At 68.3% G+C, this 23,286-nt stretch carries 17 protein-coding genes, 3 tRNA genes and 1 riboswitch; of the genes, 5 read left to right on the top strand and 15 right to left on the bottom strand.

Annotation, left to right across the window (positions count from 1 at the left end; all coding sequences use genetic code 11):
• Window positions 1-37 precede the first annotated feature (37 nt).
• The 7 genes from AACH10_RS11025 to AACH10_RS10995 form a co-directional block, all read right to left on the bottom strand.
• Window positions 38-1,093, bottom strand: coding sequence for a 2-oxoacid:ferredoxin oxidoreductase subunit beta (locus AACH10_RS11025; protein WP_341410432.1), 1,056 nt, complete (start codon window positions 1,091-1,093; stop codon window positions 38-40).
• On the bottom strand, window positions 1,090-2,940 hold the full coding sequence (locus AACH10_RS11020) for a 2-oxoacid:acceptor oxidoreductase subunit alpha (protein ID WP_341410431.1): 1,851 nt from the start codon (window positions 2,938-2,940) through the stop codon (window positions 1,090-1,092). The genes AACH10_RS11025 and AACH10_RS11020 overlap by 4 nt, the downstream gene beginning before the upstream one ends.
• Window positions 2,937-4,778, bottom strand: coding sequence for an FAD-dependent oxidoreductase (locus AACH10_RS11015; protein WP_341410430.1), 1,842 nt, complete (start codon window positions 4,776-4,778; stop codon window positions 2,937-2,939). The genes AACH10_RS11020 and AACH10_RS11015 overlap by 4 nt, the downstream gene beginning before the upstream one ends.
• 198 nt (window positions 4,779-4,976) lie before the next feature.
• Window positions 4,977-7,313, bottom strand: coding sequence for a DNA topoisomerase IV subunit A (parC, locus tag AACH10_RS11010; protein ID WP_341410429.1), 2,337 nt, complete (start codon window positions 7,311-7,313; stop codon window positions 4,977-4,979).
• Window positions 7,314-7,359: 46 nt separating this feature from the next.
• Window positions 7,360-7,752 carry a PIN domain-containing protein gene (locus AACH10_RS11005; protein ID WP_341410428.1) on the bottom strand — a complete coding sequence of 131 codons (393 nt, stop codon included), beginning with the start codon at window positions 7,750-7,752 and terminating at the stop codon, window positions 7,360-7,362.
• A 14-nt stretch (window positions 7,753-7,766) separates the two neighbouring features.
• Window positions 7,767-8,015, bottom strand: coding sequence for an AbrB/MazE/SpoVT family DNA-binding domain-containing protein (locus AACH10_RS11000; RefSeq protein ID WP_341410427.1), 249 nt, complete (start codon window positions 8,013-8,015; stop codon window positions 7,767-7,769).
• 49 nt (window positions 8,016-8,064) lie between these two features.
• Window positions 8,065-10,041: a DNA topoisomerase IV subunit B gene (locus AACH10_RS10995; protein ID WP_341410426.1), complete on the bottom strand. Its 1,977-nt coding sequence runs from the start codon at window positions 10,039-10,041 to the stop codon at window positions 8,065-8,067.
• Window positions 10,042-10,173: 132 nt separating this feature from the next.
• Here AACH10_RS10995 and AACH10_RS10990 point away from each other — a divergent pair, with 132 nt between their 5' ends.
• From AACH10_RS10990 to bamC, 5 genes are all read left to right on the top strand, one after another.
• Window positions 10,174-11,400, top strand: a complete 1,227-nt coding sequence (locus tag AACH10_RS10990) for an MFS transporter (RefSeq protein WP_341410425.1) — start codon at window positions 10,174-10,176, stop codon at window positions 11,398-11,400.
• Window positions 11,401-11,424: 24 nt separating this feature from the next.
• Window positions 11,425-11,550: a hypothetical protein gene (locus tag AACH10_RS10985; protein WP_341410424.1), complete on the top strand. Its 126-nt coding sequence runs from the start codon at window positions 11,425-11,427 to the stop codon at window positions 11,548-11,550.
• A gap of 22 nt (window positions 11,551-11,572) precedes the next feature.
• The gene (locus AACH10_RS10980; RefSeq protein ID WP_341410423.1) at window positions 11,573-12,127 is read left to right on the top strand and encodes a class I SAM-dependent methyltransferase; all 555 of its coding nucleotides are present in this window, start codon (window positions 11,573-11,575) and stop codon (window positions 12,125-12,127) included.
• Between the two features lie 110 nt (window positions 12,128-12,237).
• Complete coding sequence (dapA, locus tag AACH10_RS10975) at window positions 12,238-13,119, top strand: 4-hydroxy-tetrahydrodipicolinate synthase (RefSeq protein ID WP_341410422.1); 882 nt, start codon at window positions 12,238-12,240, stop codon at window positions 13,117-13,119.
• Between the two features lie 83 nt (window positions 13,120-13,202).
• Window positions 13,203-14,375, top strand: a complete 1,173-nt coding sequence (bamC, locus tag AACH10_RS10970; RefSeq protein ID WP_423228592.1) for an outer membrane protein assembly factor BamC — start codon at window positions 13,203-13,205, stop codon at window positions 14,373-14,375.
• 113 nt (window positions 14,376-14,488) lie between these two features.
• Here the strand turns inward: bamC and AACH10_RS10965 are convergent, their stop codons facing one another.
• From AACH10_RS10965 to AACH10_RS10930, 8 genes are all read right to left on the bottom strand, one after another.
• Window positions 14,489-16,279 carry a S8 family serine peptidase gene (locus tag AACH10_RS10965; protein ID WP_341410420.1) on the bottom strand — a complete coding sequence of 597 codons (1,791 nt, stop codon included), beginning with the start codon at window positions 16,277-16,279 and terminating at the stop codon, window positions 14,489-14,491.
• A gap of 40 nt (window positions 16,280-16,319) precedes the next feature.
• A riboswitch (cyclic di-GMP riboswitch) is annotated at window positions 16,320-16,420 on the bottom strand.
• Between the two features lie 210 nt (window positions 16,421-16,630).
• Window positions 16,631-16,704, bottom strand: a tRNA-Cys gene (locus AACH10_RS10960).
• Between the two features lie 93 nt (window positions 16,705-16,797).
• Window positions 16,798-16,873 (bottom strand) — tRNA-Gly (locus AACH10_RS10955).
• Between the two features lie 161 nt (window positions 16,874-17,034).
• On the bottom strand, window positions 17,035-19,467 hold the full coding sequence (gene lon / locus AACH10_RS10950; RefSeq protein ID WP_341410419.1) for an endopeptidase La: 2,433 nt from the start codon (window positions 19,465-19,467) through the stop codon (window positions 17,035-17,037).
• A 215-nt stretch (window positions 19,468-19,682) separates the two neighbouring features.
• Window positions 19,683-20,954 (bottom strand): ATP-dependent Clp protease ATP-binding subunit ClpX, encoded by a 1,272-nt coding sequence (gene clpX, locus AACH10_RS10945; protein WP_341410418.1) that lies wholly within the window; start codon window positions 20,952-20,954, stop codon window positions 19,683-19,685.
• A gap of 78 nt (window positions 20,955-21,032) precedes the next feature.
• Window positions 21,033-21,641 (bottom strand): ATP-dependent Clp endopeptidase proteolytic subunit ClpP, encoded by a 609-nt coding sequence (clpP, locus tag AACH10_RS10940; RefSeq protein ID WP_341410417.1) that lies wholly within the window; start codon window positions 21,639-21,641, stop codon window positions 21,033-21,035.
• Window positions 21,642-21,795: 154 nt separating this feature from the next.
• Window positions 21,796-23,103: a trigger factor gene (gene tig, locus AACH10_RS10935; RefSeq protein ID WP_341410416.1), complete on the bottom strand. Its 1,308-nt coding sequence runs from the start codon at window positions 23,101-23,103 to the stop codon at window positions 21,796-21,798.
• Between the two features lie 27 nt (window positions 23,104-23,130).
• Window positions 23,131-23,217 (bottom strand) — tRNA-Leu (locus AACH10_RS10930).
• Between the last annotated feature and the right edge of the window lie 69 nt (window positions 23,218-23,286).

Raw genomic sequence — 23,286 nt, 5'->3', positions numbered from 1 at the left:
CCCCCCCCCCCCCCCCCCCCCCCCCACTCCTCCAGGCTCAACGCAGCGATGCGTTGAGCTTGTCCAGCGCCGCACGCCCCGGGCACAGCTCAGGCGCGTTCAGCGTGTTCAGCGGCGCGGCGGTGGTGTTCAGCGCGGCGTGCAGGTCCTGCGCCTCGGGCTGCACATAGATCAGCCCGGTCACGATCTCGCCCTTGGCCTGGTGCGCCTGCACCACGTTCATCGCCGCGATGCGGTCGGTGGGGTCGTGTTCGGCGTGCAGCTTGCGCAGTTGCATCTGCGTGCCATCGGCCTGCGGCAGCGTGATCACCTCGCCCGGTGCCGGCTCGGCCTTCACCTCGGCCGCCAGGTCGATGAAGTCGATGCGGTTCAGCGCCTCGTTGTGGGCGCGCACATGGTCGTAGCTGCGCGTGCTGCCGGCGTGGTTGTTGAAGGCCACGCAGGGGCTGATCACGTCGATGAAGGCCGCGCCGCCGTGGCGGATGGCGCCCTCGATCAGCGGCACCAGCTGCGCCTTGTCGCCCGAGAAGCTGCGTGCCACATAGGTGGCGCCCAGTTGCAGCGCCATGCCGATCAGGTCGATGGCCGAGTCGTGGTTGACCGCGCCCTTCTTGCTCTGGCTGCCGCGGTCGGCCGTGGCGCTGAACTGGCCCTTGGTGAGGCCGTAGACGCCGTTGTTCTCGACGATGTAGACCATGCGCACACCGCGCCGCATGGCATGGGCAAACTGGCCCAGGCCGATGCTGGCCGAATCGCCATCGCCGCTGACCCCCAGGTACAGCAGCTCGCGGTTGGCCAGGTTGGCGCCGGTCAGCACGCTGGGCATGCGGCCGTGCACGGTGTTGAAACCGTGGCTGGCGCCCAGGAAGTAGTCGGGCGTCTTGCTGCTGCAGCCGATGCCCGAGAGCTTGGCCACGCGGTGCGGCGCGATGTCCAGCGACCAGCAGGCCTGGATGATGGCCGCCGAGATGCTGTCATGCCCGCAGCCGGCGCACAGCGTCGAGACACGGCCTTCGTAGTCGCGACGCGTGTAGCCAACCTTGTTGCGGGTCAGGCTGGGGTGGTGCAGCGTGGGTTTGGCGATGTACGTCACAGGATCTTCTCCCTCCGCGGGGCCACGGCCAGCGCGTGCACATGGGTGGTGATGGCCTGGGTGATGAAGCGTGCGGTGATCGGCGTGCCGTCGCAGTGCAGCACGGCGATCAGCCAGGCCGGGTCGAGCTCCAGCTCGTTGATCAGCAGCGTGCGCATCTGCGCATCGCGGTTCTGCTCGACGACGAAGACATGGTCGTGCGCGGCGATGAAGGCCTTGACCGAGGCCGGGAACGGGAAGGCGCGCAGCCGCATCGCGTCCACATGGATGCCGTCGGCAGCCAGCGCCTCCAGCGCCTCGTCCATCGCCGGCGCCGTGCTGCCGAAGTACAGCACGCCCAGGCGCGTCTTCTGGCCGGCGGCACGCAGCACCGGCTGCGGCACCAGGTTGGCCGCGGTGGCAAACTTCTTCAGCAGGCGCTGCACGTTGTAGAGGTAATCGGGCCCGGCCTCGGAGTAGCGCGCCTGCGGATCGCGCGTGGTGCCACGCGTGAAGTAGGCGCCCTTGCTCGGATGCGTGCCGGGATAGGTGCGCCAGGGGATGCCGTCGCCGTCCACGTCCTTGTAGCGTGCGAACTCCTTGCCGGCTTCGAGCATCTCGGCGGTCATCACCTTGCCGCGGTCATAGGCGCGGCTGTCGTCCCAGGCGAAGGGTTCGCACAGGCGCTGGTTCATGCCGATGTCCAGATCGGTCATCACGAACACCGGCGTCTGCAGGCGGTCGGCCAGGTCGAGCGCGGCGGCTGCGAACTCGAAGCATTCGGTCGGATCCTGCGGCAGCAGCATCACATGCTTGGTGTCGCCGTGGCTGGCATAGGCGCTGCTGATCAGGTCGGCCTGCTGCGTGCGCGTGGGCATGCCGGTGGACGGCCCGCCGCGCTGCACGTCGATGATGGTGACAGGGATCTCGGCGAAGTAGGCCAGGCCGATGAACTCGGTCATCAGGCTGACGCCGGGCCCTGAGGTGGCGGTGAAGGCACGCGCGCCGTTCCAGCCCGCGCCCACCACCATGCCGATGGATGCGATCTCGTCCTCGGCCTGCACGATGGCAAAGCGGTTCTCGCCGGTGGCTGCATCGACGCGGTACTTGCGGCAGTACTTCTCGAAGGCCTCGGCCACCGACGAGCTGGGCGTGATCGGGTACCAGGCGCACACCGTGGCGCCGCCGTACACGCAGCCCAGCGCGGCGGCGGCATTGCCCTCGACGAAGATGCGCTCGCCCACCGCATTGGCGCGGCGCACCTGCAGGCCCATCTCGGCCACCTGCGGTGGCTTCAGGTGGTCGGCCGCAAAGCTGCGGCCGGCATGCAGCGCGCGCACGTTCGATTCCAGCAGCCGCTCCTTGCCGCGGTACTGCTCGCCGAACAGCGCTTCGATCACGGCCGGATCCACGCCCATCAGCTGCGACAGCGCACCCAGAACCATGATGTTCTTGAACAGCGTGCGCTGACGCGGGTCTTCGTAGGTGGCGTTGCAGATCGCCGTGACCGGCATGCCGATGACGTTGAGGTCGTCGCGGAAGGCGCTGGGCGGCAGCGGGCGCGTGCTGTCGTAGAACAGGTAGCCGCCGGGCTCGACCTCCTTGACATCCTGGTCCCAGGTCTGCGGGTTCATCGCCACCATCATGTCGATGCCGCCGCGCCGCCCAAGCCAGCCGCGCTCACTCACCCGCACCTCGTACCAGGTGGGCAGGCCCTGGATGTTGCTGGGAAAGATATTGCGCGGGCTGACCGGCACGCCCATGCGCAGCACGGCCTTGGCGAACAACTCGTTGGCCGAGGCCGAGCCCGAGCCGTTGACATTGGCGAACTTGACGACGAAGTCGTTGAGGGCTTCGATGCGCTTCATGCGACCACTTCCTTCTTGGTAGAAGCCGGCTTGCCATCGCGGCAGGCCGGGCCGGCCTTGGTGGTCAGCAGCAGGAACTTCTGCATGTCCCAGGCGCCCGTGGGGCAGCGCTCGGCGCACAGGCCGCAGTGCAGGCACACGTCCTCGTCCTTGACCATCACGCGGCCGGTCTTCAGCGGCAGGCCCAGATACAGGCCCTGCGCCAGGTTCAGCGCCGGGGCCTTGAGCCGCTGGCGCAGCGTGGCCTCGTCGGGCGAATCGTCGGTGAAGCTGATGCAGTCCATCGGGCAGATGTCCACGCAAGCATCGCACTCGATGCAGGCCTTGGGCGTGAACACGGTCTGCACGTCGCAGTTCAGGCAGCGTGCGGCCTCCTTGAACGCCGTGGCGGCATCGAAGCCAAGCTCCACCTCCACCGCGATGCTGGCCAGCGCCTGCTCGGCCTTGGCCCAGGGCACCTTGAAGCGCAGGTCGTTGCTGGGCGCGTTGTCGTAGCTCCACTCGTGGATGCCCATCTTCTGCGACACCAGGTTCACATGCGGCGGCGGCCGCTGCGTGACCGGCTCGCCGTGCAGCAGGCGGTCGATGCTGACGGCCGCTTCATGCCCATGGGCCACGGCGGTGATGATGTTCTTCGGCCCGAAGGCTGCATCGCCACCGAAGAACACCTGCGGCAACGAGGACTGGTGCGTCACCGCATCCAGCACCGGCAGGCCCCATTCATCGAAGGCGATGCCGGCATCGCGCTCGATCCACGGGAACGCGTTCTCCTGGCCCACGGCCACCAGCACCTCGTCGCACGGCACATCCACATCGGGCTGGCCGCTGGGCTTCAGCGTGCGGCGGCCCTTGTCGTCGTACACCGACTCGACGATCTCGAAACGCATGCCGACCAACTTGCCTCCTTCCAGCAAGAAGGCCTTGGGGCTGTGGCACGGCTTGATCGGGATGCCCTCATGCTCGGCATCCTCTTTTTCCCACGGCGAGGCCTTCATGTCCTCGTAGGTCGAGCGCACCAGCACCGTCACCTGCTCGGCGCCCAGGCGCCGCGCCGAGCGGCAGCAGTCCATCGCGGTGTTGCCGCCGCCCAGCACGATGACCTGCTTGCCCACCGCCGTGACATGGCCGAACGAGACCGACGCCAACCAGTCGATGCCGATGCGGATCTGCGCGGCCGCCTCGTCGCGGCCCGGGATCTTCAGGTCGCGCCCGCGCGGCGCGCCGCTGCCGACGAACACCGCATCGAAACCCTCCCCCAGCAGCGCCTTCATCGAGCTGACGTACTGGCCGCTGCGGAACTCGACGCCCAGGTGCAGGATGTGGCCCACCTCCTCGTCGATCACCCGCTCGGGCAGGCGAAAACGCGGCACCTGGCTGCGCATGAAGCCACCGGCCTTGCGCTCGCCATCGAACACGGTGACGGCATAGCCCTGCAGCGCCAAGTCACGCGCCACGGTCAACGAGGCCGGTCCGGCGCCCACGCAGGCCACGCGCTTGCCGTTGCGCGGCAGTGCGCGCGGGATCATCGCCCGCACATCGTCGCCCTTCAGGTCGGCCGCCACGCGCTTCAAGCGGCAGATGGCCACCGGCTCCGGCTTGGCGGCATTGTGGTCTTCCACCCGGCCACGCCGGCAGGCGGGCTCGCAGGGCCGGTCGCAGGTGCGGCCCAGCACGCCGGGGAACACGTTGGAGACCCAGTTCACCATGTACGCATCGTCGTAGCGACGCTGGGCGATCAGGCGGATGTACTCGGGGACGGGGGTGTGGGCCGGGCAGGCCCACTGGCAATCGACGACCCGGTGGAAGTAGTCCGGGTCGGCCACATCGGTGGAACGCACGCTCGGGAGTCTCCTGGCTGTCGGAAGCCACTGAACCCCGGCGCCGCTGATCGGCACCGCGGCCGAGCCCCCTTGTCGTTGGATGCGGACCAGTCTAAGCCCGCCGGGCCCTGGCACGCATTTGCGGACAAACCCCCGTGTGCTGGAGGTGACAGCGACTTGCGGCGGCGCAAGCCGCGTGCGAACCAACAGGCCAGATCAGCCCGCCGAGACGCGCATCGGCTTCGGAAAGCCCTCGACCTTGACGCCCTTGCGCGCGCGCTTGCCGCGGTGCACGGCCAGGCCGCTGCCGCGCAGCGTCTCGTCCTTGGCCTTGGCGCCGCCGCGGCCCAGGCCATCCACGCGCACCTGGTCGGCCACGGTGGCGGCCGAGATCAGCGGGCACTGCGCGTCCACGTCCATCAGCGTCAGGCCCTTGCCACCGTTGGGCTGCAGCTTCAGCTCATCCAGCGGGAACACCAGCAGGCGCCCGTCCTGCGCCAGCACGGCCACGCTGTGGTGGGCCGGCAGCACCACGGTGGGCGGCAGCAGCTGGTCGCTGTCGGCCAGCGTCAGGAAGGCCTTGCCGGCGCGGTTGCGGCCGTGCATGTCGCCGGCCTTGGCCAGCAGGCCGAAGCCGCCGCTGTTGGCCAGCAGCAGCGTGGTGTCGGCGTTGCCGGCGAAGTAGTGCGCCGGCTGCGTGCCGGGCGCCAGGTCGATCAGCGTGGTGATGGGCACGCCATCGCCACGGCCGCCGGGCAGGCTGCTGACGGCCACCGAGTACACCCGGCCATCGCCACCCGAGGGCGAGCCGAAGACCAGCAGCGTGTCGACACTGCGGCAGGCAAAGCTGGCCAGCAGGCCGTCGCCGGCCTTGAACTGCAAGGCGCTGGCGGCGATGTCGTGGCCCTTCAGCGCACGCACCCAGCCCTTGGTGCTGATCACCGCGGTGACGGGCTCGTCCACCACCTTGATCTCGGCCACCGCGCGCTTCTCGGCCTGGATCAGCGTGCGGCGCTCGTCGCCATGGGCCTTGGCGTCGGCCTCGATTTCCTTGATCAGCAGGCGCTTCAGTGCCGCCGGGCTGTTCAGGATCTCTTCCAGCTTGCCCTGCTCCTCGCGCAGCGAGGCCAGTTCCTGCTCGATCTTGATGAACTCCAGCCGCGCCAACTGGCGCAGCCGGATCTCGAGGATGTCTTCCGCCTGCCGCTCGCTGAGCTTGAAGCGCGCGATCAGTGCCGGCTTGGGCTCATCGCTCTCGCGGATGATGCGGATCACCTCGTCGATGTGCAGCAGCACGGTGTGCCGGCCTTCCAGCACATGGATGCGGTCCAGCACCTTGTCCAGCCGGTGCCGCGTGCGCCGCGCCACCGTCACCTGTCGGAAGTCGATCCACTCGGTGAGGATCTGCCGCAGGCCCTTCTGCACCGGCTTGCCGTCGCGGCCGATCATCGTCAGGTTGATCGAGCTGCTGGTCTCCAGGCTGGTGTGGGCCAGCAGCGTGGTGATCAGGTCGCTCTGCTCGATGGCGCGGCTCTTGGGCTCGAAGACCAGGCGCACGGCGGCTTCCTTGCCGGATTCATCGCGCACGGCGTCCAGCACGCTCAGCACCGAGGCCTTCAGCTGCGTCTGCTCCTGCGTCAGCGCCTTCTTGCCGGTCTTGATCTTGGGGTTGGTCAGTTCCTCGATCTCTTCCAGCACCTTCTGCGCGCTGGTGCCCGGCGGCAGCTCGGTCACCACCAGCTGCCACTGGCCGCGCGCCAGGTCCTCGATCTTCCAGCGCGCGCGCACCTTCAGCGAGCCACGGCCGCCGCGGTAGGCCTCGCGGATGTCGGCCTCGGGGCTGATGATCTGGCCACCGCCCGGGAAGTCGGGGCCGGGAATCAGGCCGTACAACTCATCGTCGGTGAGGCCGTCGTGGCGGATCATCGCCACCGCGGCGGCGGCCACCTCGCGCAGGTTGTGGCTGGGCACCTCGGTGGCCATGCCGACCGCAATGCCCGAGGCGCCGTTCAGCAGCACGAAGGGCAGGCGTGCCGGCAGCAGCGAGGGCTCCTCGAAGCTGCCGTCGTAGTTGGGCACGTAATCCACCGTGCCCTCGTCGATCTCGTCGAGCAGCAGGCGGGCGATCGGGGTCAGGCGCGCCTCGGTGTAGCGCATGGCCGCCGCACCATCGCCATCGCGGCTGCCGAAGTTGCCCTGGCCGTCGATCAGCGGATAGCGCAGCGAAAAATCCTGCGCCATGCGCACCAGCGCGTCGTAGGCCGCCTGGTCACCGTGCGGGTGAAAACGGCCCAGCACATCGCCCACCACGCGCGCGCTCTTCACCGGCTTGGGGCCACCGGCAGCCGCGCCCCAGCCCAGGCCCATGCGCTGCATGGCGTACAGGATGCGCCGCTGCACCGGCTTGGCACCGTCGCACACATCGGGCAGCGCCCGGCCCTTGACCACGCTGAGCGCGTATTCCAGGTAGGCGCGCTCGGCGTAATGCGCCAGCGTGATGGCATCACCCGAATCCTCGGGCGGCGGGGTCAGCAGGGAGAGTTGGTCGGACATGGCAGACAGGGGCCAACACGCACAAGGGCGGCAGCCAGGCAAGACATCAGGCGAAAGGGTTCAGCACCTGCAATGGCCCGAGACGGCGGCCATGTTGCAGATCCTCGGTGTAGAGCCGGTCGCAGCCGGCCTCGGCCGCACTGGCCAGGATGGTGGCATCGTAGATGGAAAACCCGTGTTCCCGGCTCCAGGCCACCGCCTGCCGCTGGGCGCCCACGCTCAGCGGCTGCACCTGGCACACGGCAGCCAACGCATCCAGCACGGCCTGAACACGTTCCCAGGGCACGTCGTACTTGCGCCGCGCCACGGCGACGAACTCATTGAGCACCTGCACGCTCACCGTACCGCCGGCGGCGATCAAATCCTCGGCGATCTGCGCCTTGCGCTCATCGGCCGACAGCAGGTACAGCGCGATGTTGGTGTCGAAGAAGGCCGGCATGGCGCGCGCGACGCTCAGTTGCCGTCTGCCGCACCGCGCGCGTTGGCCTCCAGCCGGTCGAACTTGAAGTCGGCCGGCAGGCTGCCACGGTATTGCCGCAGCCGCGCCAGCAGTTCCTTCGCGGCCGGCTTGCGGCGGATGGCCAAGCTGGGGCCGGCATCCACGCACACCTCGATGTCGTCGCCTTCCTTCAGGTCGAGCACATCGACCACCGCGGCCGGCAGGCGGATAGCCAGGCTGTTGCCCCATTTGGAGACTTGCATGCAGGCCTCTTGGAGTTGGATCTACACAGAACGAATTGTAGATCCAGACTCAGATATCGATCTCCACGGCATCCCCGTGGATCTCCATCAGCTCGCGCCGCGAAGCCGCCTCGCCCTTGCCCATCAGCCGGTTGAACGAGCCGACGGTTTCGTCAAAAGTCATCGCGCCCCAGGCCACCGGTAGCAGGCGGCGGGTGTCGGGGTTGAGCGTGGTTTCCCACAGTTGCTCGGCGCTCATTTCGCCCAGGCCCTTGAAGCGGCTGATGCTCCAGCTGCCTTCGCGGGCGCCTTCCTTGCGCAGCTTGTCGAGGGTGGCGTCGAGCTCGCCCTGGTCCAGCGCATAGATCTTGGCGGCCGGCTTCTTGCCGCGCGCCGGGGCGTCGATGCGGAACAGTGGCGGCTTGGCGATGTAGACATGGCCGCGCTCGATCAGCTTGGGGAAGTGGCGGAAGAACAGCGTGAGCAGCAGCACCTGGATGTGCGAGCCGTCCACGTCGGCATCGCTCAGGATGCACACCTTGCCGTAGCGCAGGCCGGAGAAATCGGGTTCGTCGTTCGGCCCGTGCGGGTCGATGCCGATGGCCACCGAGATGTCGTGGATCTCGTTGTTCTTGAACAGCAGGTCGCGCTCGACTTCCCAGGCGTTCAGCACCTTGCCGCGCAGCGGCAGGATGGCTTGCGTCTCCTTGTCGCGGCCCATCTTGGCGCTGCCACCGGCCGAGTCGCCCTCGACCAGGAACACCTCGTTGTGGGCGGTGTCACGGTTCTCGCAGTCGGTCAGCTTGCCGGGTAGCACGGCCACGCCGCTGCCCTTGCGCTTTTCCACCTTCTGGCCGGCGCGCTGGCGCGTCTGCGCCTGCTTGATCACCAGCTCGGCCAGCTTCTTGCCGTGCTCCACATGCTGGTTCAGCCACAGCTCCAGCGGCGCGCGGGTGAACTGGCTCACCAGGCGCAGCGCGTCGCGGCTGTTCAGGCGCTCTTTCGTCTGACCCTGGAACTGCGGGTCCAGCACCTTGGCGCTCAGCACAAAGCTGGCGCGGCCGAACACGTCGTCGGGCATCAGCTTCACGCCCTTAGGCAGCAGGCTGTGCAGTTCGATGAAGGCCTTGATCGCGCCGAACAGGCCGTCCTTCAGCCCGCTCTCGTGCGTGCCGCCAGCCACCGTGGGGATCAGGTTCACATAGCTCTCGCGCAGGATCGCGCCTTCCTCGGTGAAGGCCACGCACCAGGCCGCGCCCTCGCCCTCGGCGAAGTTTTCGCTCTCGCTGCCCGAGGCATAGGCCTCGCCCTCGAACAGCGGGATCAGCGGATCGGCCGCCAGGCCCTGCCCCAGGTAGTCGCGCAGGCCGCCCTTGTAGTGCCAGGTCTGCGTGTCGCAAGTCTTCTCGGTGGTGAGCGTGACGATGGCGCCGGGCATCAGCACGGCCTTGCTGCGCAGCAGGTGGGTCAGCTCGTTGCGCGGCAGTTCGGCCGCCTCGAAGTACTTGGCATCGGGCCAAACCTGCACCCGCGTGCCCTGCTTCTTCTCACCGGGGTTGGCCTTGCGCACCACCAGCGGCTCGATCACGTCGCCACCGCTGAAGGCCAGCGTGGCCACCTGGCCGTCGCGCCACACCGTCACCTGCAGGCGCTGCGCCAGCGCATTGGTCACGCTCACGCCCACGCCGTGCAGGCCGCCCGAGAAGCTGTAGGCGCCGTCCGCGCCCTTGTCGAACTTGCCCCCGGCATGCAGGCGCGTGAACACGATCTCCACCACCGGCACCTGCTCGTCGGGGTGCAGGCCGAAGGGGATGCCGCGGCCATCGTCGTCCACGCTCACCGAGCCGTCGGCATGCAGCGTGACGGCGATCTTCTTGCCGAAGCCGGCCAGCGCCTCGTCGGCGGCGTTGTCGATCACCTCCTGCACGATGTGCAGGGGGTTGTCGGTGCGGGTGTACATGCCCGGCCGCTGCTTGACGGGCTCGAGGCCCTTCAACACGCGGATCGAGGCCTCGCCGTAACTGCCTTGCTTGGGTGCGGTTGCCATGGCGCGGCATTGTAGGGAGGCGCTCCTGCACGCCCCGGGTCAACCCGGGGCCGGGCGGCAATGTCCGTGGCCGTCCGCGGGATGTCCGTGCGGCGATGCAAGCGAGGCGCCGGTATTGGCTACAGTCTGTGCATGAATTCAAGCACGTCCCCACTGCAACCGCCCCCACTGTCCCTGGCCCAGGTGCTGATCTGCGGCGCGATGGTGGTCACGCTCAGCATGGGCATCCGCCACGGCTTCGGCCTGTGGCTGCAGCCGATCACGATGGAGCGCGGCTGGACGCGCGAGACCTTCGCCTTCGCCATCGCGGTGCAGAACATCGCCTGGGGCGTGGCCGGGCCCATCGCCGGCATGCTGGCCGACCGCTTCGGCGCCTACCGCGTGCTGCTGGCCGCGGCGCTGATGTACGCCGGCGGCCTGGTGCTGATGGCCCTGGCCACCACCGGCCTGGCCTTCACCGGCGCGGCCGGCCTGCTGGTGGGCACGGCCCAGGCGGGCTGCACCTACGCCATCGTCTATGGCGTGATCGGCCGCAATGTGCCGGCCGACAAGCGCAGCTGGGCCATGGGCATCACGGCGGCGGCCGGCTCGTTCGGCCAGTTCCTGATGGTGCCGGTGGAAAGCGGCCTGATCCGCGGCCTGGGCTGGCAACAGGCGCTGTTCGTGCTGGGCGCCATGGCGCTGCTGATGCTGCCGCTGGCGCGTGGGCTGAAGGAGCCGCCGCGCCCGGTCACGGCCCAGACCCAGAGCGTGGGCGCCGCGGTGCGCGAGGCCTTTGCCTATCCCAGCTTCCGCTGGCTGATGGCGGGCTACTTCGTTTGCGGCTTCCAGGTGGTGTTCATCGGCGTGCACATGCCCAGCTACCTGAAGGACCACGGGCTGGACCCCTCGGTGGCGACCACGGCGCTGGCGCTGATCGGCCTGTTCAACATCTTCGGCACCTACACGGCCGGCGTGCTGGGGCAGACGCTGGCCAAGCGCCACATCCTGGCCGCCATCTACGCGCTGCGCTCGGTGGTCATCGTGGCCTTCTTGTGGGCGCCGCTGACGCCCTGGTCGGTGTACCTGTTCGCCAGCGCCATGGGCTTTCTGTGGCTGTCCACCGTGCCGCCCACCAATGCGGTGATCGCGCAGATCTTCGGCGTGCAGTACATGTCGATGCTGGGCGGCTTCGTGTTCTTCAGCCACCAGGTGGGTTCGTTCCTGGGCGTGTGGCTGGGCGGCAAGCTGTACGACGCCACCGGCAGCTACGACGTGGTGTGGTGGATCGCCGTGGCGCTGGGCGTCTTCGCGGCACTGGCCAACCTGCCGGTGCGCGAGTCGGCCATCCAGCGCCAGCCGGCGCCGCAGCCGGCCTGACCCCCACAACCGGCCCCATCCGCCATGCGCCGCCCTGCCCGCCTGCTGCTGTGGTGCGCCGCCGCGCTGGTGCTGGCCGGCGTGTTCGCCGCCTACCTGAACCCACACCTGGCGGTGGACCTGGCCGCACGGCTGTGGGCCTGCTTCTGACCTCCCCGTTCACCTGATCCGCATGCACGGCACCTCGCCCCCCTCGCCCTGGCTGCTGCGCTGGGCCCACCTGCTACCCGGTGCGGGCGCCTCGGCGCTCGACCTGGCCTGCGGCAGCGGCCGCCACCTGCGCTGGCTGGCGGCACGTGGCCTGCGCTGCACCGGCGTCGACCGTGACGCCGCGGCGCTGGCCAGCCTGACCGACCCGGGCGCGGCGGTTGAACGCATCGAGGCCGACATCGAGAACGGCCCCTGGCCGCTGGCCGGCCGGCGCTTCGACCTGGTGGTGGTGACCAACTACCTGTGGCGCCCGCTGTGGCCGCAGATCCTGGACAGCCTGGCGCCGGGCGGCTGGCTGGTCTACGAAACCTTTGCCGCCGGCAACGAGACCGTGGGCAAGCCCTCGCGGCCCGACTTCCTGCTGCAGCCGGGCGAACTGCTGCAGCGCTGCGTCCACCTGCGCACCGTGGCCTACGAAGACGGCTTCCTCGACAGCCCACCGCGCTTCGTGCAGCGCATCGTGGCCTGCGCACCGGCGGCCGACCCGGCAGCCCCGCCGCGCCACCGGCTGGGCTGATCCGGCCACCTGGTCAGCGGCCCGCCGGCCACCACCGCACAAACACCGCCCCGGCCCGCCGGGAAGCCCCCGCCCGGCCGGCTAAAATCGCGTGTTCGCAAGGAATCCGCATGAGACCCATTGTTGGCAGCATCGTCGCCCTCGTCACCCCGTTCAACGAAGACGGCAGCGTCGACTACCCCGGCCTGCGCCGCCTGATCGACTGGCACATCGCCGAAGGCACCGACTGCATCGGTGTCGTCGGCACCACCGGTGAATCGCCCACCGTGTCGGTGGAAGAGCACTGCGAGATCATCCGCGTGGCGGTGTCGCATGCCGCCGGGCGCGTGCCCATCATGGCCGGCGCCGGCGCCAACAGCACGCGCGAGGCCATCGAGCTCACCCGCTTCAGCAAGGAAGTGGGCGCCGATTGCACGCTGCAGGTCGTGCCCTACTACAACAAGCCCTCGCAGGAAGGCATCTACCAGCACTTCAAGGCCATCGCCGAGGCGGTGGACCTGCCGGTGGTGCTATACAACGTGCCCGGCCGCACCGTGGCCGACATGGCGCCCGAGACCGCGCTGCGCCTGGCCCAGGTGCCCGGCGTCATCGGCATCAAGGAGGCCACCGGCAACATCGAGCGTGCCGCGCAGCTGATCAAGCACGCGCCGGCCGGCTTCTCGATCTACTCGGGCGACGACGGCACCGCCGTGGCGCTGATGCTGCTGGGCGGCCATGGCAACGTGAGCGTCACCGCCAACGTGGCGCCCAAGCTGATGCACGAGATGTGCATGGCCGCCATTGCCGGCGAGGTGCAGAAGGCCCGTGAAATCCACCTGCGCCTGCTGTCGCTGCACAAGCAGCTGTTCTGCGAGCCCAGCCCCGCGCCCACCAAGTACGCGCTGTCGCGTCTGGGCATCAGCAGCAACCACGTGCGCCTGCCGATCACGCCGCTGACACCGGCCGGCCAGGGCCTGGTCGACGCCGCGCTTCGCGACGCCGGCCTGCTGTGACATTGCCCGAGCGCATGTTCCCCTCATCCACCGCGCACCGCGCGGCCCCGGCGGCGGTTCGGCCGACCGCCCTGCCCCAGGAGATGTCCCCCGTGAAAGCCCCCTTTGCCGCCACCCCGCTGCGCGGCGCCACCCTGGCGCTGGTCATGGCGCTGGCCGGTTGTTCGACGCTGGATGGCTCGCTGTCGCTCGGTGGCGACAGCAAGGTGGACTACCGCTCGCAAAGCGCCAAGACCCAGCCGCTGGATGTGCCGCCCGACCTGAGCCAGCTGGCCCGTGACGGCCGCTACCAGCCGCAGGGTGGCGTGGTCAGCGCCGCGGCCATGCGCCAACCGGGCGCAGCGCCGCAGGCCGGCACCGCCGCCGCACCCGGCAACCCCAGCGTGGCCCCCAGCACCGTGGGCGACGTGCGCCTGGTGCGCCAGGGCCAGGAGCGCTGGCTGGTCACCACCCTGCCGCCCGAGAAGGTGCTGCCGGTGCTGCGCAGCTTCTGGCAGGAGCGCGGCTTCACGCTCACCGTCGACGACGCCCAGGTGGGCGTGCTCGAGACCGACTGGGCCGAGAACCGCGCCAAGCTGCCGCAGGACCTGCTGCGCCGCACGCTGGGCCGCGTGATCGAGAACCTGTATGACACCGGCACGCGCGACCGCTTCCGCACCCGCGTGGAGCGCACCGCCGAAGGCGGCAGCGAGGTCTACCTGAGCCACCGTGGCCTGGAGGAGGTCTACCTCGAAGCCCGCGAAGGCCAGACCGCCTGGCGCCCGCGTGCGCAAGACCGCGACCTGGAGGCCGAGTTCCTCACCCGCATGATGGTGCGCCTGGGCGGCAAGGATGACGCCGCGCAGGTGGCCGCCGCCAAGCCGGCCGCGGGTGCGGCGCCGCTTGCAGCCGCCACGGCCAAGCCGGCCACCGCCGCCACCGAAACCTCGCTGACGTTGGCCGAAGGCTTCGACCGCGCCTGGCGTCAGGTGGGGCTGGCGCTCGACCGCAGCGGCTTCAGCGTCGAAGACCGCGACCGCAGCGCCGGCGTGTACTTCGTGCGCTACATCGATCCCAAGTTCGCCGGCAAGGAAGAGCCCAACTTCTTCGCCAAGCTGTTCGGCAGCGCCGCCGAGGCCAAGCCGGTGCGCTACCGCGTGCTGGTCAAGTCCGAAGGCAACGCCACGCGCGTGAGTGTGCAGACCAGCGCCGGCGATGCCGAGACCGGCGACGCCGCACGCCAGATCATCGCGCGCCTGAGCGACGCCTTGAAGTGATCCAGCGCCGCCACCCGGCGGCCTGAAAGCGCACGCGGGGCCCTCAGGGGCCCCGCGGTCTTTGATGCGTCGCGTCGCGTCGAACGCGACGGGCCGGGGTCGGCCGGCCCGCGTCAGTTGCTCAGGGCCAGCTTGTAGGCACCCGCCGCGCCGGTGCTGCGCAGCACCCGCAGCACCACGGTGGCCGCCGTGGCACCGCTGTTGCTGACCGTGACCTGGATCGTGCGGCCTGCCACGCCCGGCGCGCTGTAGATCGTCTGGCCGCTGGTGTTCAGCAGCGTCAGGCCGAAGCCCGAAGTGCTGCCCGCGGTCAGCGTGGCGGTCAGCGACTTGCCGGCCGGGATGGCCACCTTGAAATGGTCGAGGTCGGAGGTGGTCGACAACGTGCCGCTCACATTGGCCGGTGTGCTGGCGACGGCCTGCGCCTGGGCCAGCGTGTTGTTCGGCTCCACCTCGTTGACCGCCAGCACGGTGACCACCGGCGTCGGCGTGGTCGCCGTGGCCCCCACTGCGGCAGCGACGGCCGCCGATGCATCCACGATGCCCGCACCGCAACCGGAGCAGCTGGCCGGGAAGGCCCGCGCCGTGCTCTTGAGCAGGCTGGCCACCTGGTCGGGCGTCAGCTTGGCGTTGGCGCTCAGCATCAGCGCCGCGACACCACTGACCACCGGCGTGGCCATCGAGGTGCCCATGTAGGCCGCGTAGCTGTCGGCGCCCGGTGCGCTGGTGCCGGCATTCAGCGTCGACAGGATGCCCGCGCCGCTGTCACCGCCCGGGGCGGCCAGTGTCACGTTGCTGCCGTAGTTCGAGTACGAGGCCTTGGCCCCGCTCTTGCCGGTGGCGGCCACCACCACCACGCCACTACAGTTGGCCGGCGTGGCCTTGGTGGCGTCGCTGTTGCTGTTGCCGGCGGCCACCACCACCACCGCGCCGGCTGCGCGGGCGGTGTTGATCGCGTTCTGCGTGGTGACGCCGCAGCTGCCGGTGCCGCCGAGCGACAGGTTGATCACCCGCGCCGGCGTGGTGTTGGTGGGCAGACCCGCCACGGCACCGCCCACCGCCCAGGTGATGGCATCGGCAATGTCGGAGGTGTAGCCGCCGCAGCGGCCCAGCGCACGCAGCGGCAGCACGCGCGCATTGAAGGCCAGGCCCGCCACGCCCGCGCCGTTGCCCGCTGCGGCAGCCACGATGCCAGCCACATGCGTGCCATGCCAGGAGCTGTTGCTGGCCGCCGAGCCGGTGTAGCAGAAGCCCGCCGCCACCGCGTCACCAGGATCCAGGGCATCGGCGTCGCGGGCATTGCCGTCGTTGGACACCTTGGTGTCGGTGATGAAGTCGTAACCCCCCAGCAGGTTGGGCGCCAGATCGACATGCGGACGCACGCCGGTGTCGATCACGGCCACGGTGATGCCGCTGCCCGTCGCACGGTCCCACGCTGCCGGCGCACGCACGCCGCCGGTGGCATCGAACAAGGCCCATTGCTGCGCATACATCGCGTCGTTGGGCACGAACTGCGGTCGCAGCAGGCGATCGGGCTCGGCGTACTCGATCGTGGCATCGGTGGCTCGCAGCGTGCTGGCCAGGGCCTCGGCGTCGGCATGGCTCATGCGCCGGCTGAGCTGGTACACCTGCGCGCCGGCGGCGGTCTGGCGCCAGTGGCTCATACGCACGCCATGGCGCGTGGCGGCGCTCTCGGCCACCTGCCGTCCCCGCGCAGACGGCATCAGGCCGACGCTGGCGCTGTACTTGATGATCAGGCGGTCTGTGCCGGCGGTGGCGGCAGCCGGGTCGCTGGACGATGCGCTGACCTGGAACGACCAGGCCGGTGTGGCCAGCGCGCCGAGCACCAGCGTGGCCAGGGTGGCTGCCGCGCGCAGGCGCCGACGGGAGGATGGGGATGTCATCGGGAGTGCCTCGTGGATCGAGGCCGGTCGGCGGGCGCCGGCCGGCAACCCCGCTACCGTGGTGCGGATCGACGGCACGATCCACACGTTAGGCCGGAGGCTTTGCGTCCCACGCTTTCACGTGGTTTGCGGGATGGGTGCGCACACTGTAGCCAGCACATCCTGGGGGGCCAAGGCCAGGGCACCGCGCACCCGGGGCCGGCGTGGCGTTCTGCCCGCAGCAGGCCGCGCAATTGCAAGCGAACGGTAACAGCCGTGCCCACCGTGCACGCAGCACCGACAGATCCTTGAAGAAACGAAAAAGCCCCGCAGTGCGGGGCTTCATGACGTGGCCGTAGCGGGCCAAGGATCTGGAGGCGCGATCCGGAGTCGAACCGGACTAGACGGATTTGCAATCCGTTGCATAACCGCTTTGCTATCGCGCCGCGTTCAGTGCGGGGCGGTGTGCGCCGGATGCGCCAACCGCGCTGACCATTCTGACGAAAACGGGAAGCCGAGGCTTCCCGTTTTCAAAGATCTGGAGCGGGAGACGAGTCTCGAACTCGCGACCTCAACCTTGGCAAGGTTGCGCTCTACCAACTGAGCTACTCCCGCGTTGCTGACCGCTCAGATTGCTCTGCTTGTCAACGTTTCACTGTCGCTTGACTGTCGTCTTTGCTGTTCAGCGAAGCTCGCATTCTATACAGACATTCAGCGGCTTGGCAAGCCTGCCGCAAAAAATTCTTTCGCAACCGGCCTGTCTGCGCCGCAGGCCCTCAATGCGGCAGCGCGTCCACGGCGGCGCCACCAGCCACATCGGGCTTGGGCGCTTCCACCTTGGCAGCAGCAGCGGCCGGGTCCTCTTCCGGCAGCGCGGCCGGCGTGGACTCGAGCGCCAGCTCGATGACGCGATCGATCCAGCGCACCGGCATGATCTCGAGGCTGTTCTTCACGTTCTCCGGGATGTCCTGGAGATCCTTGACGTTTTCCTCGGGGATCAGCACCGTCTTGATGCCACCGCGGTGGGCCGCCAGCAGCTTTTCCTTCAGGCCACCGATGGCCGTGACCTCGCCGCGCAGCGTGATCTCGCCAGTCATCGCCACATCGGCCTTCACCGGGATGCCGGTGAGCGCCGAGACGAAGGCCGTCGTCATCGCGATGCCCGCGCTGGGGCCGTCCTTGGGCGTGGCGCCATCCGGCACGTGGATGTGGATGTCGCGCTTCTCGAACAACTCGTCCTTGATGCCCAGGCGTGCGGCGCGGCTGCGCACCACGGTGCGTGCGGCCTCGACCGACTCCTTCATCACGTCGCCCAGCGAACCGGTGCGGATGATGCCGCCCTTGCCGGGCATCACCGCGGCTTCGATGGTCAGCAGATCGCCGCCCACCTCGGTCCAGGCCAGACCGACCACTTGTCCAACCTGGTTCTTCTTCTCGGCGCGACCGAAGTCGAACTTGCGCACACCCAGGAAGTCATGCAGGTTCTCAGCCGTGACCACCACCTTGCCGGTGTACTGCTTGAGCTGCAGGCCCTTGACCGTCTTGCGGCAGATCTTGCTGACCTCACGCTCGAGCGAGCGCACGCCCGCCTCGCGGGTGTAGTAGCGGATCACGTCACGGATGGCAGCCTCGGTGACCTCGAGCTCCTCGTCCTTCACGCCGTTGTTGGTGCGCTGCTTGGGCAGCAGGTACACCTGGGCGATGTTGACCTTCTCGTCCTCGGTGTAGCCCGACAGGCGGATCACTTCCATCCGGTCCAGCAAGGCCGGCGGGATATTCAGCGAGTTCGACGTGGCCACGAACATCACGTCCGACAGGTCGAAGTCGACCTCGACGTAATGGTCGCTGAAGGTGTGGTTCTGCTCGGGGTCGAGCACCTCCAGCAGGGCCGACGACGGATCGCCGCGGAAGTCCATGCCCAGCTTGTCGATCTCGTCGAGCAGGAACAGCGGGTTGCGCACCTGCACCTTCGACAGGCTCTGCAGCACCTTGCCCGGCATCGAGCCGATGTAGGTGCGGCGGTGGCCGCGGATCTCGGCCTCGTCGCGCACACCACCCAGCGCCATGCGCACGAACTTGCGTCCGGTGGCACGCGCCACGCTCTGGCCGAGCGAGGTCTTGCCCACGCCCGGGGGGCCCACCAGGCACAGGATGGGCGCCTTGACCTTGTCGACGCGCTGCTGCACCGCGAGGTACTCGAGGATGCGTTCCTTGACCTTCTCGAGACCGGCGTGGTCCTCGTTCAGCACGGCTTCGGCCAGCGGCAGGTCGTGCTTGATCTTGGACTTCTTGGCCCAGGGCAGATTGACCAGAGTGTCGATGTAGTTGCGCACCACGGTCGCTTCAGCCGACATCGGCGACATCAGCTTGAGCTTCTTCAGCTCGCCCTCGGCCTTCTTGCGCGCATCCTTGGGCATGCGCGCGGCCTTGATCTTCTTTTCCAGGTCTTCGAGGTCCGCACCCTCTTCGCCATCGCCCAGTTCCTTCTGGATGGCCTTGACCTGCTCGTTCAGGTAGTACTCGCGCTGGCTCTTCTCCATCTGGCGCTTGACGCGGCCACGGATGCGCTTTTCCACCTGCAGGATGTCGACCTCGTGCTCCAGCAGCTCGAGCAGCTTCTCGAGGCGCTTGGCCACGGTGAACAGGTCGAGCACCGACTGCTTGGCTTCGAGCTTGAGCGGCAGGTGCGCGGCGATGGTATCGGCCAGGCGGCCCGGATCGTCGATGCCGGCGATCGAGGTGAGGATCTCGGGCGGGATCTTCTTGTTCAGCTTGACGTACTGGTCGAACTGCTGCGTCACGGCGCGACGCAGGGCCTCGACCTCGGGGCTGGTCTCGGCCGACGGCTGCACCGGCACCACCTCGGCGGTGAAGTGTTCGGCACCGTCGTGGATCTCGCGGGTCTCGGCGCGCTGCACGCCCTCGACCAGCACCTTCACGGTGCCGTCGGGCAGCTTCAGCATCTGCAGAATGCTGGAGATGCAGCCGATTTCGAACATGTCGTCGGGCTTGGGCTCGTCCTTGCCGGCAGCCTTCTGCGCCACCAGCATGATCTGCCGGCCGGCTTCCATCGCGGCTTCGAGGGCCTTGATCGACTTGGGGCGCCCGACGAACAGCGGGATGACCATGTGCGGGAACACGACCACATCACGCAACGGCAGCAGCGGCAGCGTGATCGGCTCGGGGGGGAGAACAGGATGTCCTGACATGGGAACCTCTCTTTCTCAGACCAACATGGGGCCCGAGCAGGGGAATGCAAGTGAACAGGCCTAACGGAGCCGACGTACAGCGTTGTCGCAGAAAGCGGGGAGCGATTTGCGTCGCGAGCCCTTCGAGGCTGATTTGAGCAGCGCAGCCGTACACCCGTACGGCGAGCAGCGCAGGATCAGGATCGATGGGCGCAGCAGCAAAGCGCCCCTCGCTTTCAGGCGCTGGCCTTCTGCTCGCGGTAAACCAGCAGCGGCTTGGCGCCTTCCTCGACGATGTGCTCGTCGATCACCACCTTGGCCACGCCATCCAGCGTGGGCAGGTCGAACATCGTGTCGACCAGCACATGTTCCATGATCGAGCGCAGACCGCGGGCTCCGGTCTTGCGCTTGAGCGCCCGGCGTGCAATGGCCGACAGCGCCGAGGAACGGATCTCGAGCTCGACACCGTCCATCGCGAACAGCTTCTGGTACTGCTTGACCAGCGCATTGCGCGGCTCGGTGAGGATCTGCACCATCGCGTCCTCGGTCAGTTCGCCCAGCGTGGCCACCACCGGCAGGCGACCGACCAGTTCGGGGATCAGGCCGAACTTGACCAGATCCTCGGGCTCGACCGACCGGAACAGGTCGGCCGCGCGCTTCTCGGTCTTGCTGTGCACGCTGGCCGAGAAGCCGATGCCCGACTTCTCGGTGCGGTTCTGGATGACCTTTTCCAGGCCGTCGAACGCGCCGCCACAGATGAACAGGATGTTGGTCGTGTCGATCTGCAGGAAATCCTGGTTGGGGTGCTTGCGGCCGCCCTGCGGCGGCACGCTGGCCATCGTGCCTTCCACCAGCTTCAGCAGGGCCTGCTGCACGCCCTCGCCCGACACGTCGCGCGTGATGCTGGGGTTGTCGGCCTTGCGGCTGATCTTGTCGATCTCGTCGATGTAGACGATGCCGCGCTGCGCACGCTCGACGTCGTAGTTGCAGTTCTGCAGCAGCTTCTGGATGATGTTCTCGACGTCCTCGCCCACGTAGCCGGCCTCGGTCAGCGTGGTGGCATCGGCGATCACGAAAGGCACGTTGAGCAGGCGTGCCAGCGTCTGCGCCAGCAGCGTCTTGCCCGAGCCGGTGGGCCCGATCAGCAGGATGTTGCTCTTGGTGAGCTCCACCTCGTCCTTGGCCGCATTGGCGCCCATGTGCTTCAGGCGCTTGTAGTGGTTGTAGACAGCCACCGACAGCGTGCGCTTGGCCTGGTCCTGGCCAATCACGTAGTTGTCGAGCGTGCTCTTGATCTCGGCGGGCACGGGCAGTTCGCTCTTGCCGGCCTTGGCCGCCGTGCCTTCGGCCGGGGCCTCGTCACGGATGATGTCGTTGCACAGCTCGATGCACTCGTCGCAGATGAACACCGACGGGCCGGCGATGAGCTTCTTGACCTCGTGCTGGCTCTTGCCGCAGAAGCTGCAGTACAGGACTTTTTCGCCAGGGGCGCCCTTCTTGTCGGCCATGGGTGATTTGCGTGTGCGTAAGAGAGGGCGGTAGAAAGATGCGAAGCGTGAGAAACGATGATACGGCGGCGGCAGCGCTCAGCCGCGCGTCGCGATCACCTGGTCGATCAGGCCGTAGGCCTTGGCTTCGTCGGCCGACATGAAGTAATCGCGCTCGGTGTCGGCCTGGATCTTCTCCAGCGGCTGGCCGGTGCGCTCGGCCAGGATGTGGTTGAGCTGCTCGCGGGTCTTGAGGATCTCGCGGGCGTGGATCTCGATGTCGGTGGCCTGGCCCTGGGCGCCGCCCAGCGGCTGGTGGATCATGATCTTGCTGTTGGGCAACGAGAAGCGCTTGCCCTTGGCGCCGGCCGACATCAGGAAGGCCCCCATGCTGGCCGCCATGCCGATGCACAGCGTCGAGACATCGGGCTTGATGAAGTTCATCGTGTCGAAGATCGACAGGCCGGCCGAGACACTGCCCCCCGGGCTGTTGATGTACAGGAAGATGTCCTTGTCGGGGTTCTCGCTCTCCAGGAAGAGCAGCTGCGCCACCACCACATTGGCCGTGGCGTCGTTCACCGGGCCCACCAGGAACACGATGCGCTCGCGCAGCAGGCGGCTGTAGATGTCGTAAGCACGCTCACCCCGACCCGACTGCTCGATCACCATGGGCACCAGGCCCAGGGCTTGCGTCTCCAATGCGCTCATGAAAGTCCTCGAAAAACGGTCTGGGGTGATTATGACCCGCATGCGAAACGGTTGCAGGCGATGAAAAACGGGGCGACGACCCGGCAAGTCGTGCGCCCCGTCGCGCCTGCGGCCGGGACTGCGCGCGGCAGCCCGGCTTGCGGCTTGGCCTGAATCAGGCGGTCATCAGCTCGTCGAAGGGCAGTGCCTTGTCGACGACCTTGGCGTTGGCCAGCACATGCTCGGCCACGTTGTTCTCGATGACCACGGCCTCCACCTCGGCCATGCGCTGGCGGTCGCTGAGGTACCAGCGCACCACGTCGGCCGGCTTCTCGTAGCTCTGGCTCAGTTCTTCGATGTGAGCCTGCAGCTGTTCGGGCTTGGCCTGCAGGTTGTTCACCTTGACCAGCTCGGCCACCACCAGGCCCAGGCGCACGCGGCGCTCGGCCTGCGGCGTGAAGATCTCGGTGGGGATCGGGGCCTTGTCGGCGTCCTTCATGCCACGCTGCTTCAGGTCTTCGCGGGCCGAGGCCACCAGGCGCTCGGTCTCGCTCTCGATCAGGGCCTTGGGCAGGTCGAGCTCGGCCACCTTGATCAGCGCGTCCATCGCGGCGGCCTTGTTCTTGGCCAGCACGCGGAACTTGACCTCGCGCTCGAGGTTCTTCTTCACATCGGCGCGCAGGGCCTCGACGGTGCCTTCGGCCAGGCCCAGGCTCTTGATGAAGGCCTCGTCCACCTCGGGCAGGTGCTGGGCTTCGATCTTCTTGGCGGTGACCAGGAAGTCGGCTTCCTTGCCGGCCACATCCTTGCCGTGGTAGTCCTCGGGGAACTGCAGCGGGAAGGTCTTGCTCTCGCCGACCTTCATGCCGCGCACGGCCTTGTCGAACTGCTCCAGCATCTGGCCTTCGCCGATCAGGAACTGGAAGCCCTCGGCCTTGCCGCCGTCGAAGGGCTCGCCGTCGATCTTGCCTTCGAAGTCGATGGTGATGCGGTCGCCCTCGGCGGCGCCTTCGGCGGCCGGACGCTGGGCGAAGGTGCGGCGCTGCTTGCGCAGGATGTCGACGGTGCGGTCGATGGCGGCGTCGGTCACCTCGCTGGTGACGCGCTCGACCTCGACGGTGGCCAGGTCACCGAGCTTGACCTCGGGGTAGACCTCGAACGTGGCGTCGAAAGCCAGCTGGCCCTCGGGCGCGTCTTCCTTGGGCGTGACCTTGGGAATGCCGGCCACGCGCAGCTGGGCTTCGTTGGCGGCGCTGGCGAAAGCCTGACCGATCTGGTCGTTCATGACCTCGTTCTGCACCGACCAGCCGTAGCGCTGGGCCACCACCGACATCGGCACCTTGCCCGGGCGGAAGCCGTCGGCCTTGACGGTGCGCGAGAGCTTCTTCAGGCGCGACTCGACTTCGGAGTTGAGCGCCTGGGCCGGGATCGTCAGGGTGATGCGACGTTCGAGCTTTTCGAGGGTTTCTACAGTGACAGCCATGGTGTGACTCGCAAATGAATCGTTGTCTGGTGCGCGGGGCCGGACTCGAACCGGCACGCCCGTGAAGGCGTCAGGACCTAAACCTGGTGCGTCTACCGATTTCGCCACCCGCGCGGGTGTCTCATCGTCGCCGCGAACGGGGGCTCGGTAGACCCCCCGCCCGATTCGGAAAACCGGCGATTC

This window comes from Pseudaquabacterium inlustre (genome assembly GCF_038066595.1).
GTDB lineage: Bacteria > Pseudomonadota > Gammaproteobacteria > Burkholderiales > Burkholderiaceae_C > Pseudaquabacterium > Pseudaquabacterium inlustre.
Note: the sequence above shows the minus strand (reverse complement) of the source record. Positions and strands in the feature narration are given on the sequence as shown.